We start from the raw sequence: 14,519 nt of genomic DNA, 5'->3' as shown, positions 1-14,519 counted from the left end.
CTCCGCGACGCTCGGGCGCCGACCTCATTCGGCGCCGGCCGCGGGCTCTTCCTCTTGCCGCCGGAGCCGCTTCACGAGCTCCCTGTTGAGGTCCTGCACGGTCCACCCTTCTGGCAGCCAGTTCCCCTGGATCCAGTAGGACTCCCCAGAGGCCTGCACGACGATCGATTTCGGCGCGTCGTGTGGGTACATCCCAACCGAAACGATGTCGCGAATGGACACCGTGGTCATCTGGGTCCCCATGGTACGCCGCACGGGCAACGACAGGGATCTGGCGCCGAGGACGAGCTCGAACGGTTCGACCTTCGAAAAACTGTGAATGCTGAACAGGGCGGCGCCGCCCATGAGCGCGCAGAGCAAGCCCATCACCGCGTAAAATACGTCCGCCCCGTCGGGGCCGAAGTGGATGACGCCGTTCAGGATGAGGCCCCGATCGTTGGTCATCGAACGATAGAAGAAAAATGCGGCGCAGGCGCCGAAGAGGACCAAACCGAGGACGAGCTGCCGGTAGGGCTTGCGCAGGCGAATCTGGATCGTTGCCTCGCTCTGTTTCTTGCGCTTCGTTTTCCCCGGTTCCACTGCGCGTTTTCCTCTCTTTGGGCGCCCTCGACCACGGTACGATGCCGCCGTGGGCAACGATGGAGCACTCGATGGTTCGCGTGTCGAGGCCCTCGCCGCGGCGCGGGCCACCCTAACACGCCTCGAAGACGACGCGTGGCGTATCCGGCGCATGCTCGACGTCACGCAAGAGACGCTCACCGTCTTCGAGAACGGCCTCGTGATCGACACGAATCCGCAGTTCGAGGTGATGTTCCGGGGCAAGCGCGAGGACGCGATTGGCAAGCACGCGATCGAGTTCGTCGCGCCCGAGTCGCGCGCGCTCGTCGCGGAAAACCAGCGCGCGGGCTACGACGCGCCCTACGAGGCCACGCTCGTGCGGATGGACGGCACCACGTTCGTCGCCCGCATCCGCGGGCAGAATTTTCAGAGGGGCGACCGCACGATCCGCATCTCGGCGTTCACCGACGCGACCGCGGAGAGGCTCGCCGCGGAGGCGATCCGCAAGGCCGCCGTCATCGAGGAGACGGTGCGCCTCCAGGCCGAGCTCCTCTCGCGCCTTTCGAATCCGCTCTTGCCCATCGCCGAGGGCACGCTCGTCCTGCCGCTCATCGGCGCGATCGACGAGGCCCGCGCCAAGGGCGTGCTCGGCGCGCTCACGCAGGGCATCGTGGCGCACGGCGCGCGCTTCGTGATCCTCGACGTCACGGGCGTCGAGGCGATGGACGCGCACGTCGCGGACCTCATCGTCTCGGGCGCGCGCGCGGCCTTGCTCCTCGGCGCGCGCGCCCTGCTCACGGGCATTCGCGCCGACGTGGCGCGGACGCTCGTCGCGCTCGGCCATGATCTCGAACACCTCGTCACGTTCGCCACGCTGAAGCAAGGCGTGGCGCACGCGCTCGGCGCGCGGCGGTGATTACACCGCGCCGTCCACCAGAATGGTCGCCCCATTCACGTACGACGCGCGATCCGACACCAAAAACGCCGCCATCTCGGCGACCTCCTGGAACGTGCCGAGCCGCCCGAGCGCGGTATGCCGGAGATAGTCGTCGAGCCGACCTTTCGGCAAATTCACGCTGACCCCGCTTTCGAGCACCCCGGGCGCGAGGTTGTTCACGGTGATCCCGTACCGCCCGATCTCCTTGGCCAGGGACTCCGTAAAACCCTTGATGGCCGCCTTCGCCGTGCAGTAATGCACCGGCGCTTGCATCATCTTCACGCCGGCGAGCGAGCCGATGTTGAGGATACGCCCGCGCCGCAGCTTCACCATGCCCCGCAGGACGGCCTGCGTGGCGAGGAACGTGCCTTTCACGTTCGTATCCATCACGCGGTCCCAGTCGTCCTCGTCCATCAAGGCGAGCGGAACCACGTCGGACACGCCCGCGTTGTTCACGAGCACGTCCACCGTCCCCACCGCGCCCTCCATCTCCTTCACGGCCGCGGCGAGGCCCTGTTTGTCGAGGACGCTCGTTCGGAACGAAAATCCCCGCACCCCGTGCGCCTCGATCTCGGCGAGCGTCTCCTTCGCCTCGGCCTCCGATTTCGTCCAGTTGAACCCGACGTGCGCCCCTTCGCGGGCGAGCGTCACGGCGATCGCCCGCCCGAGCCCCTTGGATCCGCCCGTCACCAGGGCGATGTGCCCTTCGCAAAGCTTCGTCATGAATTCACGATCGAGAGGCGCGTCGTCCCATTTTCCTTCACCCAGGGCTTCTTGCCCCAGGACGGCGTCTCTGTCCCCGGCCCCTTCGCCGCGCCGCGGTGGAACATGTTGAAGCCGCACGCCGGCATGATCCGCCCGTCCGTCTGCGGGTAATGGTGGCAGCACTTGCGCAGCCGCTCGAGATCGAAATCGTGACGGTCCATGTAATGGTGCAGGAAGATCGATTTCGCCTGCTGCTCGCCGATGAGCAGGCTCTCCTTCTGCGTCATCGCCCGATCCGGGAACATCACCTTCAGCGTACGCTTCAGCGCCGCGAGGATCTCCGGCCCGCGCTCGATCTCGTCCTGCCGCGCGTAGACGTCGTAGAGCACGTCCTGGAGCGTCTGCTCCATCTCCGGCGTCGCGGGGAGCGTCGCGCTCGAACGGAGGAGCGAGCCGTGCTTCGTGAAATCGACGAACCGCGAGAACGGCAGGAACGTGCCGTCTTCGAGGCGGAGCAGGTACGTGAGCGACACGCATTGCGGGTGCGAGCAGGGCAGCGGGAAGAAATCCTCCACCTTGAGCTTGCCGCCCGTCTGCTCGTCCACGCGCCGCACGACGCCCGGGATCGTGAGCCGATCCATCGGATCGTGGCCGAAGAGGCCGCCGCCGTGGCCCGTGTACGCGGCGGGCTGGAAGTTCAGCGAGAGGAAATGGTCCTCCGACAGGAAGAGCTCGACGACCTTTCCGATCTGATCGTCGTTCACGCCGCGCGTCGCCACGAAGATGATCTGCGTCGGGATCTGGAGCTCGCGCAGCACCGCGAGCGCTGCCTCCTTCTCCTTCACGAGGTCACGCCCGCGGATCTTCTCGTGCGTATCGGCGGTGAAGCCGTCGAGCTGCAGGCCGACGTACGCGCCGCTCTCCTTGAGCGCCTTCGCGAACGCCCGGTCCTTGCCGAGCCGAATGCCGTTCGTGATCACCACGACGCGGCCGATCTCGGGGCGGCTCGCGATCCGCACGAGGTCGAGAATCTGCGGGTGGCTCGTCGGTTCGCCGCCGGAAAGCGCCACGGACTCGCACTGGCCCTCGTTCACGACGAGGGTATCGATCATGCGCGTAAATGTGTCGAGATCGATGTGGTTCGAGTACTGGTTGTCGACGATGCAGATCGGGCACTCGAGGTTGCAGTGGTCGGTGACCTCGATGATCGGCAGGCAGGTGTGCTGCTCGTGATCATTGCAGGTCCCACAATCGGTGGGGCAGCCGTGCTCGACCTTCGTGGCGAACTTGAGCGGCTCGGTGCCGGCACGCGCGAACGCATAGGCGCGCACGTAATACTTCGCGTCCTCCGAGACGAGCGCCTCCGAGGGCCCGCATGCCGCGCAGTTTTTCTTGAAATACACGCGGCCGTCGCGGATCACGACCTTCGCGGGCAAGAGCGTCAGGCAGCTCGGGCAGGTGGACGTCGTCTCCTTGAACTCGATCTCCCCCTCGAACCCCTCGGGCACCTCGCCGCGCGCGAGGAAGCGGTCGACATACTCCGTTGCAGTGCCAGGAAGAATTTCTTCCGAAGGCCCACACGTGGGGCAAAGCAGGAGCCGCACGGGGCTATCGCCGCGCAGCACGACGCGCCCCTCGTGCGTTTCGCGGCACGTCGGACACGCCGCCCGCTCGTGATGAAAGAACGTATGCGGCCGGTCCTGTCGGGTCGGAGTGATGCAGCTAACGCAATCCATGGCGCTCCCCTCGTGTGGACGTATCTTCCACTCTCGGCACCTTGGCCGTCAATTCGTACTGCTATTCTCGCCGCACGTGCGTTACCTGCTGCTCGATCGGATCACGCGGCTCGAACCGCCGCGCCTCGCGACCGGTGTCAAGTGCGTGTCGCTCTCGGACGACACCTTCGCGGACCACTTCCCTGGCCACCCCGTGATGCCCGGCGCGCTCGTGATCGAGGCGCTCGCGCAGCTCGGCGGCGTGCTGCTCGAAGCGAGCCGGCGCGCCGAGGGGCACGAGGACGTGCACGCGCTGCTCACGATGATCGATCGCGCCCGCTTCCGGCGCATCGTCAGGCCCGGAGACAAACTCGAGCTCGAAGCGGAGACGATCCTCGCACGAGAAGAAGGTGGGCAGGTGAAAGGCAAAGCCCGGGTCGACGGTGAGGTCGTGGCGACGGCCGAGCTCGGCTTCGCATTCGCACGCGTGACGAACCCGAAGGTGCTCGCGCGGCGGCGCGAGGTCCTCGACATATGGCTCACGGGAGCCGCGGAGGAGCCTTGAAGCGACAGGTCTTCGTGCGCGGTCGAGGCGCGATCACGCCGCTCGGCGAGACGTGGCCCGCGTCGAGAGATGCGCTCGCGGAAGGTCGATCCGCGGTCGAGCCCGTCAAGCATTTTGACGTCGAAGGATATCCCTCGCAGGTCGCGGCGACGGTCCCCTTCGCACTCGACGCTCGGGGGCTACGCTCGGACAAGCCGAGCTACGCCCCCAAACCCCCCCTCGACGAAGCCGAAGATCGCCGCCTCGCGCTCGCGCGGCGCGCCGCGGACGAGGCGTGGGCCGAGGCCCGCGTGAGCGCCGCGCCCTCGCGGATCGGCGTGTTCGTCGGCGCCGAGAGCGGCCGGGCCACGTACGGGACGATCTTCGCGCTCTCGCGCGCGGCGGGCGGCGGCGCGCGCTTCGATCACGCGCGCTTCGGCGAGGACGCGCGGCGGCTCGCGACGTCCGTGCACGCGGCCGCGGTCTCGCCCGCCGCGGTCGCCTCGGCGCTCGCGGCGCGGATCGGCGCCGAGGGGCCCGTCGAGACGATCTCGCTCGCCTGCGCGTCGGGCGCGGCGGCGATCGTCTCGGCCACGCAGGCGATCCGGCTCGGGCTCTGCGACGTCGCGCTCGCGGGCGGCGTCGGCGCGGACGTCGATCCGTTCATGCTCGTAGGATTCGGCCTGCTCGGCGCGCTCAGCGCGCGCGGCGTCTCGTGCCCGTTCGACGTGCGGCGCGACGGGTTCGTCGTGGGCGAAGGCGCGGCGTTCGTGGTGCTCGCGGCGGACGCCGGCGACGCGCCGCGCGCCGAGATCCGAGGGGCCGCGCGCACGCTCGACGCGCACCACCTCACGGCGCCCGATCCGACGGGCGACGGGGCCGAGCGGGCCATGCGCGGCGCGATCGAGGACGCGGGCCACGTGAAGATCGGGTACGTGCAAGCGCACGGCACGAGCACGCAGCTCAACGACGCCGTCGAAGCCGCGGCGATCCGGCGGGTCCTCGGCGACGCGCTCCCGGACGCGCACGTCGGCGCGGTGAAAGGCGCGGTCGGGCACTGGATCGCGGGCGCGGGGGCGATCGGCTTTTTGTGCGCGCTCGAAGCGGTCGAGGAAGGGCTCTGCCTGCCGACGGCGGGCCTCGATGCGCCGGATCCCGCGTGCGCCTTGCCGCACGTCGCAGGCGCGGCCCTGCGAAAACCCGTGGAAGCGGCGCTCGTCAACGCCTTCGCGTTCGGCGGCGCGAACGCGAGCCTCGTGGTGAGCCGATGCGCCTAGACGGAAAAGGCCTCCCTGTCGTCGCCGTCTCGACCCTGACGGCAGCGGGCCTCTCGGGCCCCGGGCTCGCCCGTCGCGTGCTCGAAGACGGCATCCCTTCCCCGCGTGAGCTCGCCGCGCCCGCGCCGTCGCGGCCCGAGGACATCCGGCAAAGGAAGCTCATGTCGCGCGCCGCGTGGTTCTCCGCGCTCGTGATGCGCGGCGCGCTCGCCGAGGCGCGCTGGGACGAAGGGCGCGACGAGATCGGCGCGTTCTTCGGCGTCGGCGCCTCGGGCGCGGAGATGGACGAGGTCGCGCGGCTCGTCGCGGCGAGCATGGTGGAGGGCCAGTTCTCGCTCGCGCGCTGCGGCCGTGAGGGGCTCGACGCCTGCAATCCCCTGTTCGCGTTCCAGATCATGAACAACTTCACGCTCTGCCACGGGGCGATCCTCGAAGGCCTCGCGGGCCCGAACGCCGCGTTTTTCTCGCGCGGCGCGGGCACGCTGACCGCGCTCGAAGAGGCGTGCGCCGCGATCACGTCGGGCGCGTGCGAGCGCGCGCTCGTCGGCGGCGCAGACACGGCCCTGCACCCGGTCACGATGGCCGAGCTCGAGCGCGAAGGTTTCCTGCGGCAAGGGCTCATGCCAGCCGAGGGCGCCGCAGCGCTCGCGATCACGAGCGAGGCCGAAGCGCCCCTCGGGTACGTGGAAGCGGTGCGGTTTTTTCCGGTCGATCGCCCTCGCGGCGCGCTCGTCCCGCGCACGGGCGTGCTGCGCGACGCGGCCGTGCCCGCCGCGCTCGACGCGCTCGAAGACCAGCCTTGCGACGTGGTCGTGCTCGCGCCCTGGGGCGCGCCCGCGCGTGAGGCGCTCGTGGATCTGCCCGAGATGCTCGAAGCGGAGCTCTCGGTGGACGCCTCGCTCTCCCTCGGCGAGTCGCTCGCCGCGACGCCAGCGCTCGCCTGGGTGCTCGCGCTCGATCTGCTCGTGCACCTCGACAAACACCGCGCGCTCGTCCTCTCCGCGGGCCCGGACGGGGATCTCGGGGCCGTCGTGCTCACGAAAGGGGGCGCGTGATGGGCGCGCGACGCGCGGTGATCACGGGCGTCGGCGCCGTCAGCGCGTTCGGCGTCGGCTACGACGCGCTCGCGAACGGCCTCGCCGCGGGCAAGAGCGCCGTCGGCCCGATCCGCAGCTTCGACGCGCGCACCTTCCCCACGCGCGTCGCAGGCGAGGTGCCGCTCGACAAGACGGGCGCCTCGTTCCTGGAAAAACACCGCGGCATGCTGCTCCACGTCGGCGAGGCCACGGCGTGGGAGGACGCGGGCCTCCTGCGCGACCGCAAGGTGTGTTTCGGCCTCGTCGCGGCGGCCGAGGCGTGGCGCCACGCGCGGTGCGGGGGGGCCGAGCGCAAGGCATCACTCTCCATCGGGCTCGGGCTCGAACAGGCGTTCCTGGAGGACCTCGCCGAGCAGCTCGACGGCGACGAGATCCGCATCGGCGCGGGGGATCTCGCGGGCCCCGAGGGCGTCCGGTTCCGCTCGCGCGTCGACCTCACCGCCGAGAAGATCCGCGCTGTGATCGGCCTCTCGGGCCGCGTCGCCGTGCACGTCTCGGCTTGCGCGGCGGGCGGCATGGCCGTCGCGCACGCGGCCTCGTGGATCGAGCGGGGCGCGGCCGACGTCGTCCTCTGCGGCGCGGCCGACTCGATGGTCAACCCGCTCGGCATCGGCGGCATGTCCCGCCTCGGCGCGCCGTCGCCGCGGGCCGAGCCCTCGGCGTGCAGGCCGTTCGATCGGCGCCGCGACGGGCTCGTCGTCGGCGAGGGCGCGGCGATGTTCGTGGTCGAGGAGGAGTCCCGGGCGCGCGCGCGCGGCGCGGAGATCTTCGCGGTCATCGCCGGCCATGCGACCACGCAGGACGCCTACCGCGCGACGGCGCCCCGCCCCGACGGCTCGCGCGCGCTCGCGGCCATGGAGCGAGCCGTTCGTCGCGCCAACCTGCGCCCGGCCGACGTCGGGTACGTCAATGCCCACGGCACGGGGACGCAGCTGAACGACATCGCCGAGGCGAAGGCGATCCGCGCGCTCTTCGGCGACGTGCCCACCTCGAGCATCAAGGGCGCCGTCGGTCACCTGATGGCCGCCGCCGGCGCGATCGAGCTTGCCGCGTGCCTGCTCGCGTTCACGCGGGATCTCTTGCCCGGGACGGCGCATTTCGAGGAGCCGGATCCGGAGTGCCCCATCCACGTGATCGGCCCTCGGCCCCTCGCCAAACGCGTCGACTACGTCCTCTCGAACTCCTTCGGGTTTGGCGGGCAAAACGTGAGCGTCCTCCTCGGGAGACCCCGGTGACGCACGCGGGCCGGATGGCCGTGACGGGATGTTCCCTGCGCACCCCGCTCGGTGATGACGCCGCGACCGTGCTCCGGAGGCTCCTCGCGGGCGAGCGCGCGGCGGCCCCGAATGCCCATTTCGACGCGAGCACCTACGCCTGCCGCCTCGCCGCCACGATCCCGAGCGCGCCCCGGCCGACGAAGCACCGCAAATTCGTCAAGCGGATGGGGCTCTTCGGCATGGAGGTCGGGGCCGAGGCCCTCGCCCGCTCGGGCGCTCCCGCGAAAGGCGCGCGGCTCGGGCTTTTTTGCGGGTATGGCGGCCTGCGCGCGCACTGGGACGATTTGATGCCCGTACTCGAACGACAAACGGGCGACGAGCGCGCGACGGGCGCATGGGGGCAAGGTTTTTCCCTGCTGCACCCGTTCTGGATGCTGTTCCACCTGTCGAACAACGCGCACGCGCTGCTCTCGATCGACCTCGGCGCCAAGGGTGACGGCACGACCACGGCGGGCTCGAACGCGGGGGCGCAGGCGCTCCAGGCGGCGATCGTCGCTCTCGCCACGGACCGCGTCGATGCGGCGCTCGTCTTCGCGTACGACTCGCTCGTCGAGCCGGAGACGCTCCTCTCGCTCGGCACGTCCGGCGCCGCGACGGCAGCCGCGACGCCCGCGGCAATCGTCGCCCCGTACGACGAGCGCGCGGCGGGGATCGTGCCCGGCGAGGCGGCCGCGGCGGTCGTGCTGGAGCGGCCCGAAGACGCAGGCGAGCGAGCGATCTCGTTCGTCTCGGCCGCGGCGACCGCGGACGGGGCCGTCGACTTTCCCTCGCCGCGCGCGCTCGCCTCGCTCGCATCCGCTCTCTCCGCGGACGACACGATCGTCGACGGAGCCGCGCTCGCCTCGCCAACGCGCGACGCGGCCGAACGCGCGGCGCTCGCCGGTGTCCTCGGCCCCTCGGCCACGCTGCTCGCCTTGACGGCTTCGACGGGCCACCTCGGCGGCGCGACCGCGGTCGTGCAGGCGATCCTGCTCGCCGAGGCGCTCCGCGCGGGCGCGCTTCCGCCCATCGCGGGCCTCGATCGTCCGGCCGTTGGCCCGCTCCGCCCGCTCGTCCGCGCCGAGGAGACACGCGCTCGCTCGGCCCTCGGCCTCTCGGCCGGCATGCCGGGGCTCGCGGGCGCCGTGCGCGTGGAGGTTCCATGAGCGAAACCAAGGAACGATCCCGCGTCGCGCTCGTCACGGGCGCCTCGCGCGGGATCGGGCGCGCCATCGCGGAGGCGCTCGGGCGGCGTGGATACGCCGTCGCCGTCGATTATCGCCACGACGAGGACGCTGCGGAAAAGACCGTGGCCGCGGTGGAGGCGCTCGGGGCGCGGGCCGTCGCTCTCCGCGCCGACGTGTCGCGCGCCGCGGAGGTCGCGTCCCTCTTCGAGCAGGCCGAGGCCGCGCTCGGGCCGCTCGACGCGCTCGTCTGCAATGCCGGCGTCACCCGCGACGGCCTCCTCGGCGCGAGCACGGACGACGATTACGATCACGTCTTCGACACGAACGCCGCGGGCGTCGTGTCTTGCTGCCGTGAAGCCGCGCGGCGCTTCATTTCGCGGCGTCGTGGCGCGATCGTCAACGTCTCCAGCGCGGCCGCGCAGCGCCCGGGCCGCGGGCAATCGCTGTATGCCGCGTCGAAGGGCGCCGTCGAGTCGTTCACCCGCGCGCTCGCGGTCGAGCTCGCGCCGCGCGGCGTGCGCGTGAACGCCGTCGCGCCGGGCCTCGTCGAGACCGACATGACGGCCGAGCTCCGGGCCCTCGCGCCCGACGAGCTCGCGAAACGCATCCTGCTCAAGCGCGTCGGCCGCCCCGAGGAAATCGCGGCCGTGGTCGCCTTCCTCGTCTCGGACGAGGCGAGCTACGTGACGGGACAGATATGGAACGTGGACGGCGGATTCAAGCTGGAATGAGCGGCCCGGGCGGGGTCGGGGGCCCGGGGACGCTGGCGTGGCTCGAGACGCGGCGGTCGCGCCGCGAATTCGAGGACAGGCCCGTGCCGAAGGAGGTGCTCGCGCGGCTCGTGCAAGCCGCGATCACCGCGCCCTCGAACACGAACCGGCAGCCCTGGCGCTTCACGGTCGTCACGGCCGCGGACAAACGCAAACAAATCGCCGCGGCCGTGCGGGCCCGGGCCGAGGAGATCAAGGCGATCATCCACCGCGGCCACCACGCCGAGGATTTCGCCAATTATGGTGATTTCTTCCACGAGCCGCTCGAGAGCGCCGCGGCGATCGTGGTGCCGCAATGGCGCGAGTATCCCGATCTCATCGCCGACCTCATCACCTCGGGCGGCGGGGATCCGGCGCAGTATCACACGGCTCGCAGCATGCAGGCCGAGCTCTGCTCGACGAGCGCGGCCGTGATGGCGATGCTGCTCCAGGCGCACGCCGAGGGCCTCGGCGCCTGCTGGATGGCGGGCCCGATGATCGCGAAGCCCGAGATCGAGGCGCTGCTCGGCATCCGGGAGCCGTTCCGGATGGTGGGCGCCGTGGCGATCGGATACCCCCTCGGCGACGCGCCGCCGCCCGGGCGAAAGCCCATCGATCGCGTCGTGCAATGGGTGGAGGACTGACGAGCCCCCATCCGCGGCGCGGCTCGTCGCGATCACGGTCAGCGCGGTATCAGGGAGTCTCGGTCCCTTGCTCGTGGACGACCTTTCGGGTCGTGCGTTCGAGGAGGCCGCTCACCGCGCGTCATCGCTCGCGCATGTGCTCTCCAGGGCGGCTTGCTCCAGCAGCACGAGCACGATCTTATCGTCGGCGCCCGCGACGCAGGGAATGAAGCCGATGGGCCTGTCCATCGTGCGGAGCGCCCGAGCGACCCGCGCAGGCCGGTCATCCCCACGCACGGCGGCCATATCGACGAGCACCTTGGCGGCGCGCTCCGTCGACTCGACGGCGCATTCGATGCTCCCCGCGTCCGATCCATCCTCCTTGCAAAGCACCAGCACCACGGGATCGGGTACACGCGCGTTGCGAAAGGCATTCACGAGCGGCCCCCGGAGCGACGCCTCGATGACGCGCATGAGGAAGGTCGTCAGAGACCCGTCGCCAACGGGAAGCACCTTCATTTTAAGAAGGACGATAGGCCATGGACGCACGGCCGATCCATGCGGACCGTACCCCAGTCGTGCGTAAGGATTCTCCCGCGGCCATTCAGACGCTGGGTGAGTCCCCCCTCAATCGCGGTTCCTTCGTCTTGGACGAAACGTCCGAAACATCGTATTGGCATACTATTCTTCACGACAACCGTGGGGAGAACGAAGATTTTTTCGAATCCGTCCCCTTTTCCAATTCGAAGATGTTTTACACTCCGCGCCGCGACGACGCCCACCCTGTGTGCCGACCCTGACCTCATGAGCCAGGACATCTGCCCGCCGTCCACCCCGTCCGCTGTCCCCTGCGTGCTCCTCGTCGACGACCACCCGGCGAACCTGCTCGCCCTGGAGGTCGTGCTGGAGCCCTTGGGCCTGCATCTGATGCGCGCGAGCTCGGGTCGAGACGCGCTCCGGCAGCTCTTGAGCAACGACTTCGCGGTCATCGTGCTCGACGTCAACATGCCCGACATGGACGGGTTCGAGACCGCGGCCCTCGTCCGCAGGCTCGAACGCACGCGGGACATCCCGATCATTTTCATCTCCGCGTTTCACCGCGACGACGCCTATCAAGCCAAAGGGTATGCGCACGGCGCGGTCGACTACCTGCCCAAGCCCTTCAACCCGGACGTGCTGCGGGCGAAGGTCGCCGCGTTCGCCGAGCTCTGGCGTCGCGCCGAGCACCTGCGCGTCCGCGAGGCCGAGCTCTTCGAACGGGAGCGGGCCGCGCTGCTCGCCCGCGAACGACGCGCCCAGGCCGAGGCCGCGAGCAGCGCCGCCGTGCTCGACGCCGTCGTCGCGGGCGCGCCCATCGGCATCGCCATCTTCGACGCGCACCTGCGCTGCGAGCGTATCAACCCGGCGCTCGCAGCGATGCACGGCGCGCCCGCCGAGGAGCACGTCGGGCGCACACTCGACGAGGCGCTCCCCGAAGGCCCGGAGACGACCGCCACGATCGAGCGCCTCGAGCGCGTCTTCGCCACGGGCGAGCCGCTCCTCAACCTCGAGGTCGCCCGTCCCCTCCCCGGGCGGTCGCGCCATCGATACGCGCTCACGAGCTACTTTCCCGTGCGCGTGGAGGGGCGCGTCGCGCGGGTGGCCATGACGGAGGTCGACGTGACGGAGCTCCGCATGGCCGAGGCGCGCGCCGCCACCAAGCGCCAGAACCTGCACCGGCTGATGAGCGTGGCCGCGGCCCTGTCGGAGGCGCAAACGAGCCTGCAGGTGGCCGTGGTCGCGGTGAGCCAGGGCCGGGCGATCCTCGGCGCCGAGCGGGCCGCCCTGAGCGTGCTCACGGAGGGAAATACGACGACCACGCTCTTGCAAACGGTCGGGTACGACGAGGCGCGCATTGCGCCATGGTCGAGCGTGCCGCTCGATTACCCGCTGCCGATGACGGACGCGATCCGGGAGCAGCGCCCGCTCTTCTTCGAGACGGCGGCCGCGGTGGCCGAGCGATATCCCGAAATCGCGCCCTTGCGCTCCCCCGGCGACGAGGCCCTGGCGGCCGTACCCATGCTGTTCGAGGAGCGCGGGCTCGGGGCCCTGGTCCTGTCGTTCGACGCGGCGCGAGGATTCAGCGAGGCGGATCGGGCGCTGCTCACGACGCTCGCGCGCCTCTGCGCGCAGGCCATGGAACGAGCGCGCCTCTACGAGGCCGAAGCCAGGGCGCGCGCCGAGGCGGAGAGCGCGAACCGCGCGAAAGACGAATTTCTCGCCCTCCTGAGCCACGAGCTGCGCAGCCCCCTCAATGCCTCGCTCGGCTGGACCACGATGCTCCGCGACAACATCCTCCCCGCCGAGAAACGCGAGCGCGCGCTCGCCACGGTCGAGCGGAACATCCGCGCGCAAGTCGCGCTGATCGAGGATTTGCTCGACGTCTCGCGCATCGTCGCGGGCAAGCTCCAGCTGAACAGCATCCAGCCGCTCGAGCTCTCGAGCATCGTCGAATCGGCGATCGAAGCAGTCCGCCCGGCGGCGGAGGCCAAGTCGATCTGCATCGAGGGCCTGCTCGAAACGCAGGAGCGCGTCCCGGGGGACCCGGGCCGGCTGCTCCAGATCGTGACGAACCTGCTCGGCAACGCGATCAAATTCACGCCGAAGGCCGGCTGGGTGCGGGTGCATCTGCGCCGCCTGGACGGGTCGCTCGAGCTCTCCGTCACCGATAACGGCCAAGGCATCACGCCGGCATTCCTGCCGCACGTGTTCGACAAGTTCAAGCAGGCCGACAGCGGAATGACCCGCTCGCATGGCGGCCTCGGCCTCGGCCTGGCCATCGTCAAGCACCTCGTCGAGCTGCACGGCGGCACGATCACCGCGCACAGCGAGGGGAGCGGCAAGGGAGCCGCCTTCGTCATGCGTTTGCCCACCGCGTCCATGACGTCGCGGCCGTCGACGCGGCCGCGCTGATCGTCACCCCGCGCCGCGCTTCGGCATTCCAGCGCCCCGGCCGAGCCGCGCGAAGCAATGCCGCAGGCCGTATTTCACGCTCCGCAGGAGGCGGAGGTGCTCGAACCGCACGTCGAGGTGCAGCAAGGAGACGGCGACGGCCGGGCGAATGCCGGTGAGGATGCACTCGGCGCCCACGAGCTCCACGGCGCGGACGAGGTCCAGCAAATGGCGCGCGCTGTTCGTGTCCATCGTATCGACGCCGGTCCAGTCGATGATCACGAAGCGCGAGCCCCTCGATACGACCGCGTCGAGCAGCCGCGACGTGATCTCCGCGCCGCGCCGATCGTCCACGGCGCCGATGACGGGGAGCGCGAGCACGTCCTCCCATACCTCGATGATGGGCGTCGAGAGCGCGTCGATCCCCGCCTCCAGCCGATCGATGAGCGCGCGCTTCTCGTCGTCGCTCGCCACGATCGCCTCGTCGAGCTCGCGCAGGATGTCCTTGTGCTCCGTCACGTCGCGCGTCACGGTCACCGCCCCGCGCACCACGCCGTCCGCGCCGCGGAGCGGGCGCGAAGACTGCGAGATCCACGTGCCGGGGCCCTCTCCGTCGGGCGCGCCGAGCATGCTCTCGAGATTGTCGACCACCTCGCCGCCGAGCGCCCGCAGCGTCGGATCACGCTCCAGCGGCGCCGGCGAGACGCCATCCGAGACGAATATACGCCGCGCCCCGGGCTCGCCCGCGATGGCCCGCATATGCGCGTTGTACATGCGGCGCCGGCCCGACGCGTCCTCGACGATCAGGCCCACGGGCATCTCGTCGATCACCGCCCGCAGCAGGTCGAGCTCCTCGGTGAGCGCCAGCCGGGCCTGTATCTCCTCGGCGAGCCGCGCTTCGAGCGCCGCGATCCGCGACTGCATGTCCACGACGTCCACG

The 14,519-nt window shown here is 70.4% G+C and carries 14 protein-coding genes; 9 read left to right on the top strand and 5 right to left on the bottom strand.

From position 1 onward, the window contains the following. Nucleotides 1-24 precede the first annotated feature (24 nt). Nucleotides 25-579: a hypothetical protein gene (locus QHF85_RS24190; protein WP_281329655.1), complete on the bottom strand. Its 555-nt coding sequence runs from the start codon at nucleotides 577-579 to the stop codon at nucleotides 25-27. 49 nt (nucleotides 580-628) lie between these two features. Here QHF85_RS24190 and QHF85_RS24185 point away from each other — a divergent pair, with 49 nt between their 5' ends. Then, on the top strand, nucleotides 629-1,474 hold the full coding sequence (locus QHF85_RS24185; RefSeq protein WP_281329654.1) for an STAS domain-containing protein: 846 nt from the start codon (nucleotides 629-631) through the stop codon (nucleotides 1,472-1,474). On the opposite strand, the gene QHF85_RS24180 is transcribed toward QHF85_RS24185, so the two are convergent. Both QHF85_RS24180 and QHF85_RS24175 read right to left on the bottom strand, forming a co-directional pair. Beyond that, the gene (locus tag QHF85_RS24180; RefSeq protein ID WP_281329653.1) at nucleotides 1,475-2,218 is read right to left on the bottom strand and encodes a 3-oxoacyl-ACP reductase family protein; all 744 of its coding nucleotides are present in this window, start codon (nucleotides 2,216-2,218) and stop codon (nucleotides 1,475-1,477) included. Then, on the bottom strand, nucleotides 2,215-3,825 hold the full coding sequence (locus QHF85_RS24175; protein WP_281329652.1) for a radical SAM protein: 1,611 nt from the start codon (nucleotides 3,823-3,825) through the stop codon (nucleotides 2,215-2,217). The genes QHF85_RS24180 and QHF85_RS24175 overlap by 4 nt, the downstream gene beginning before the upstream one ends. 187 nt (nucleotides 3,826-4,012) lie before the next feature. On the opposite strand from QHF85_RS24175, the gene fabZ reads away from it, so the two are divergent. From fabZ to QHF85_RS24140, 7 genes are read left to right on the top strand one after another with little or no spacing between them, the layout of a single operon-like run. Then, nucleotides 4,013-4,480: a 3-hydroxyacyl-ACP dehydratase FabZ gene (gene fabZ / locus QHF85_RS24170; RefSeq protein WP_281329651.1), complete on the top strand. Its 468-nt coding sequence runs from the start codon at nucleotides 4,013-4,015 to the stop codon at nucleotides 4,478-4,480. After that, entirely contained in the window at nucleotides 4,477-5,736 is a 1,260-nt protein-coding gene (locus tag QHF85_RS24165; protein ID WP_281329650.1) for a beta-ketoacyl-[acyl-carrier-protein] synthase family protein, read from the top strand. The genes fabZ and QHF85_RS24165 overlap by 4 nt, the downstream gene beginning before the upstream one ends. After that, complete coding sequence (locus QHF85_RS24160) at nucleotides 5,727-6,791, top strand: beta-ketoacyl synthase N-terminal-like domain-containing protein (RefSeq protein WP_281329649.1); 1,065 nt, start codon at nucleotides 5,727-5,729, stop codon at nucleotides 6,789-6,791. The genes QHF85_RS24165 and QHF85_RS24160 overlap by 10 nt, the downstream gene beginning before the upstream one ends. Beyond that, nucleotides 6,791-8,068, top strand: coding sequence for a beta-ketoacyl-[acyl-carrier-protein] synthase family protein (locus tag QHF85_RS24155; protein ID WP_281329648.1), 1,278 nt, complete (start codon nucleotides 6,791-6,793; stop codon nucleotides 8,066-8,068). Before QHF85_RS24160 ends, QHF85_RS24155 begins: the two co-directional genes overlap by 1 nt. Further along, the gene (locus QHF85_RS24150; RefSeq protein ID WP_281329647.1) at nucleotides 8,065-9,255 is read left to right on the top strand and encodes a beta-ketoacyl synthase N-terminal-like domain-containing protein; all 1,191 of its coding nucleotides are present in this window, start codon (nucleotides 8,065-8,067) and stop codon (nucleotides 9,253-9,255) included. Before QHF85_RS24155 ends, QHF85_RS24150 begins: the two co-directional genes overlap by 4 nt. Then, nucleotides 9,252-10,007: an SDR family NAD(P)-dependent oxidoreductase gene (locus QHF85_RS24145; protein WP_281329646.1), complete on the top strand. Its 756-nt coding sequence runs from the start codon at nucleotides 9,252-9,254 to the stop codon at nucleotides 10,005-10,007. The genes QHF85_RS24150 and QHF85_RS24145 overlap by 4 nt, the downstream gene beginning before the upstream one ends. Next, a complete protein-coding gene (locus QHF85_RS24140; RefSeq protein WP_281329645.1) occupies nucleotides 10,004-10,669 on the top strand; it encodes a nitroreductase family protein in 666 nt (221 codons plus the stop codon). The genes QHF85_RS24145 and QHF85_RS24140 overlap by 4 nt, the downstream gene beginning before the upstream one ends. 111 nt (nucleotides 10,670-10,780) lie before the next feature. On the opposite strand, the gene QHF85_RS24135 is transcribed toward QHF85_RS24140, so the two are convergent. Then, a complete protein-coding gene (locus QHF85_RS24135) occupies nucleotides 10,781-11,122 on the bottom strand; it encodes a hypothetical protein (protein ID WP_281329644.1) in 342 nt (113 codons plus the stop codon). 330 nt (nucleotides 11,123-11,452) lie between these two features. On the opposite strand from QHF85_RS24135, the gene QHF85_RS24130 reads away from it, so the two are divergent. Continuing rightward, entirely contained in the window at nucleotides 11,453-13,600 is a 2,148-nt protein-coding gene (locus tag QHF85_RS24130) for an ATP-binding protein (RefSeq protein ID WP_281329643.1), read from the top strand. Nucleotides 13,601-13,603: 3 nt separating this feature from the next. Here the strand turns inward: QHF85_RS24130 and QHF85_RS24125 are convergent, their stop codons facing one another. Continuing rightward, entirely contained in the window at nucleotides 13,604-14,518 is a 915-nt protein-coding gene (locus tag QHF85_RS24125; RefSeq protein WP_281329642.1) for an STAS domain-containing protein, read from the bottom strand. Between the last annotated feature and the right edge of the window lies 1 nt (nucleotide 14,519).

The sequence above is a fragment of the Polyangium sp. 6x1 genome, assembly GCF_029946515.1.
Taxonomy (GTDB): Bacteria; Myxococcota_A; Polyangia; order Polyangiales; family Polyangiaceae; genus Polyangium.
Note: the sequence above shows the minus strand (reverse complement) of the source record. Positions and strands in the feature narration are given on the sequence as shown.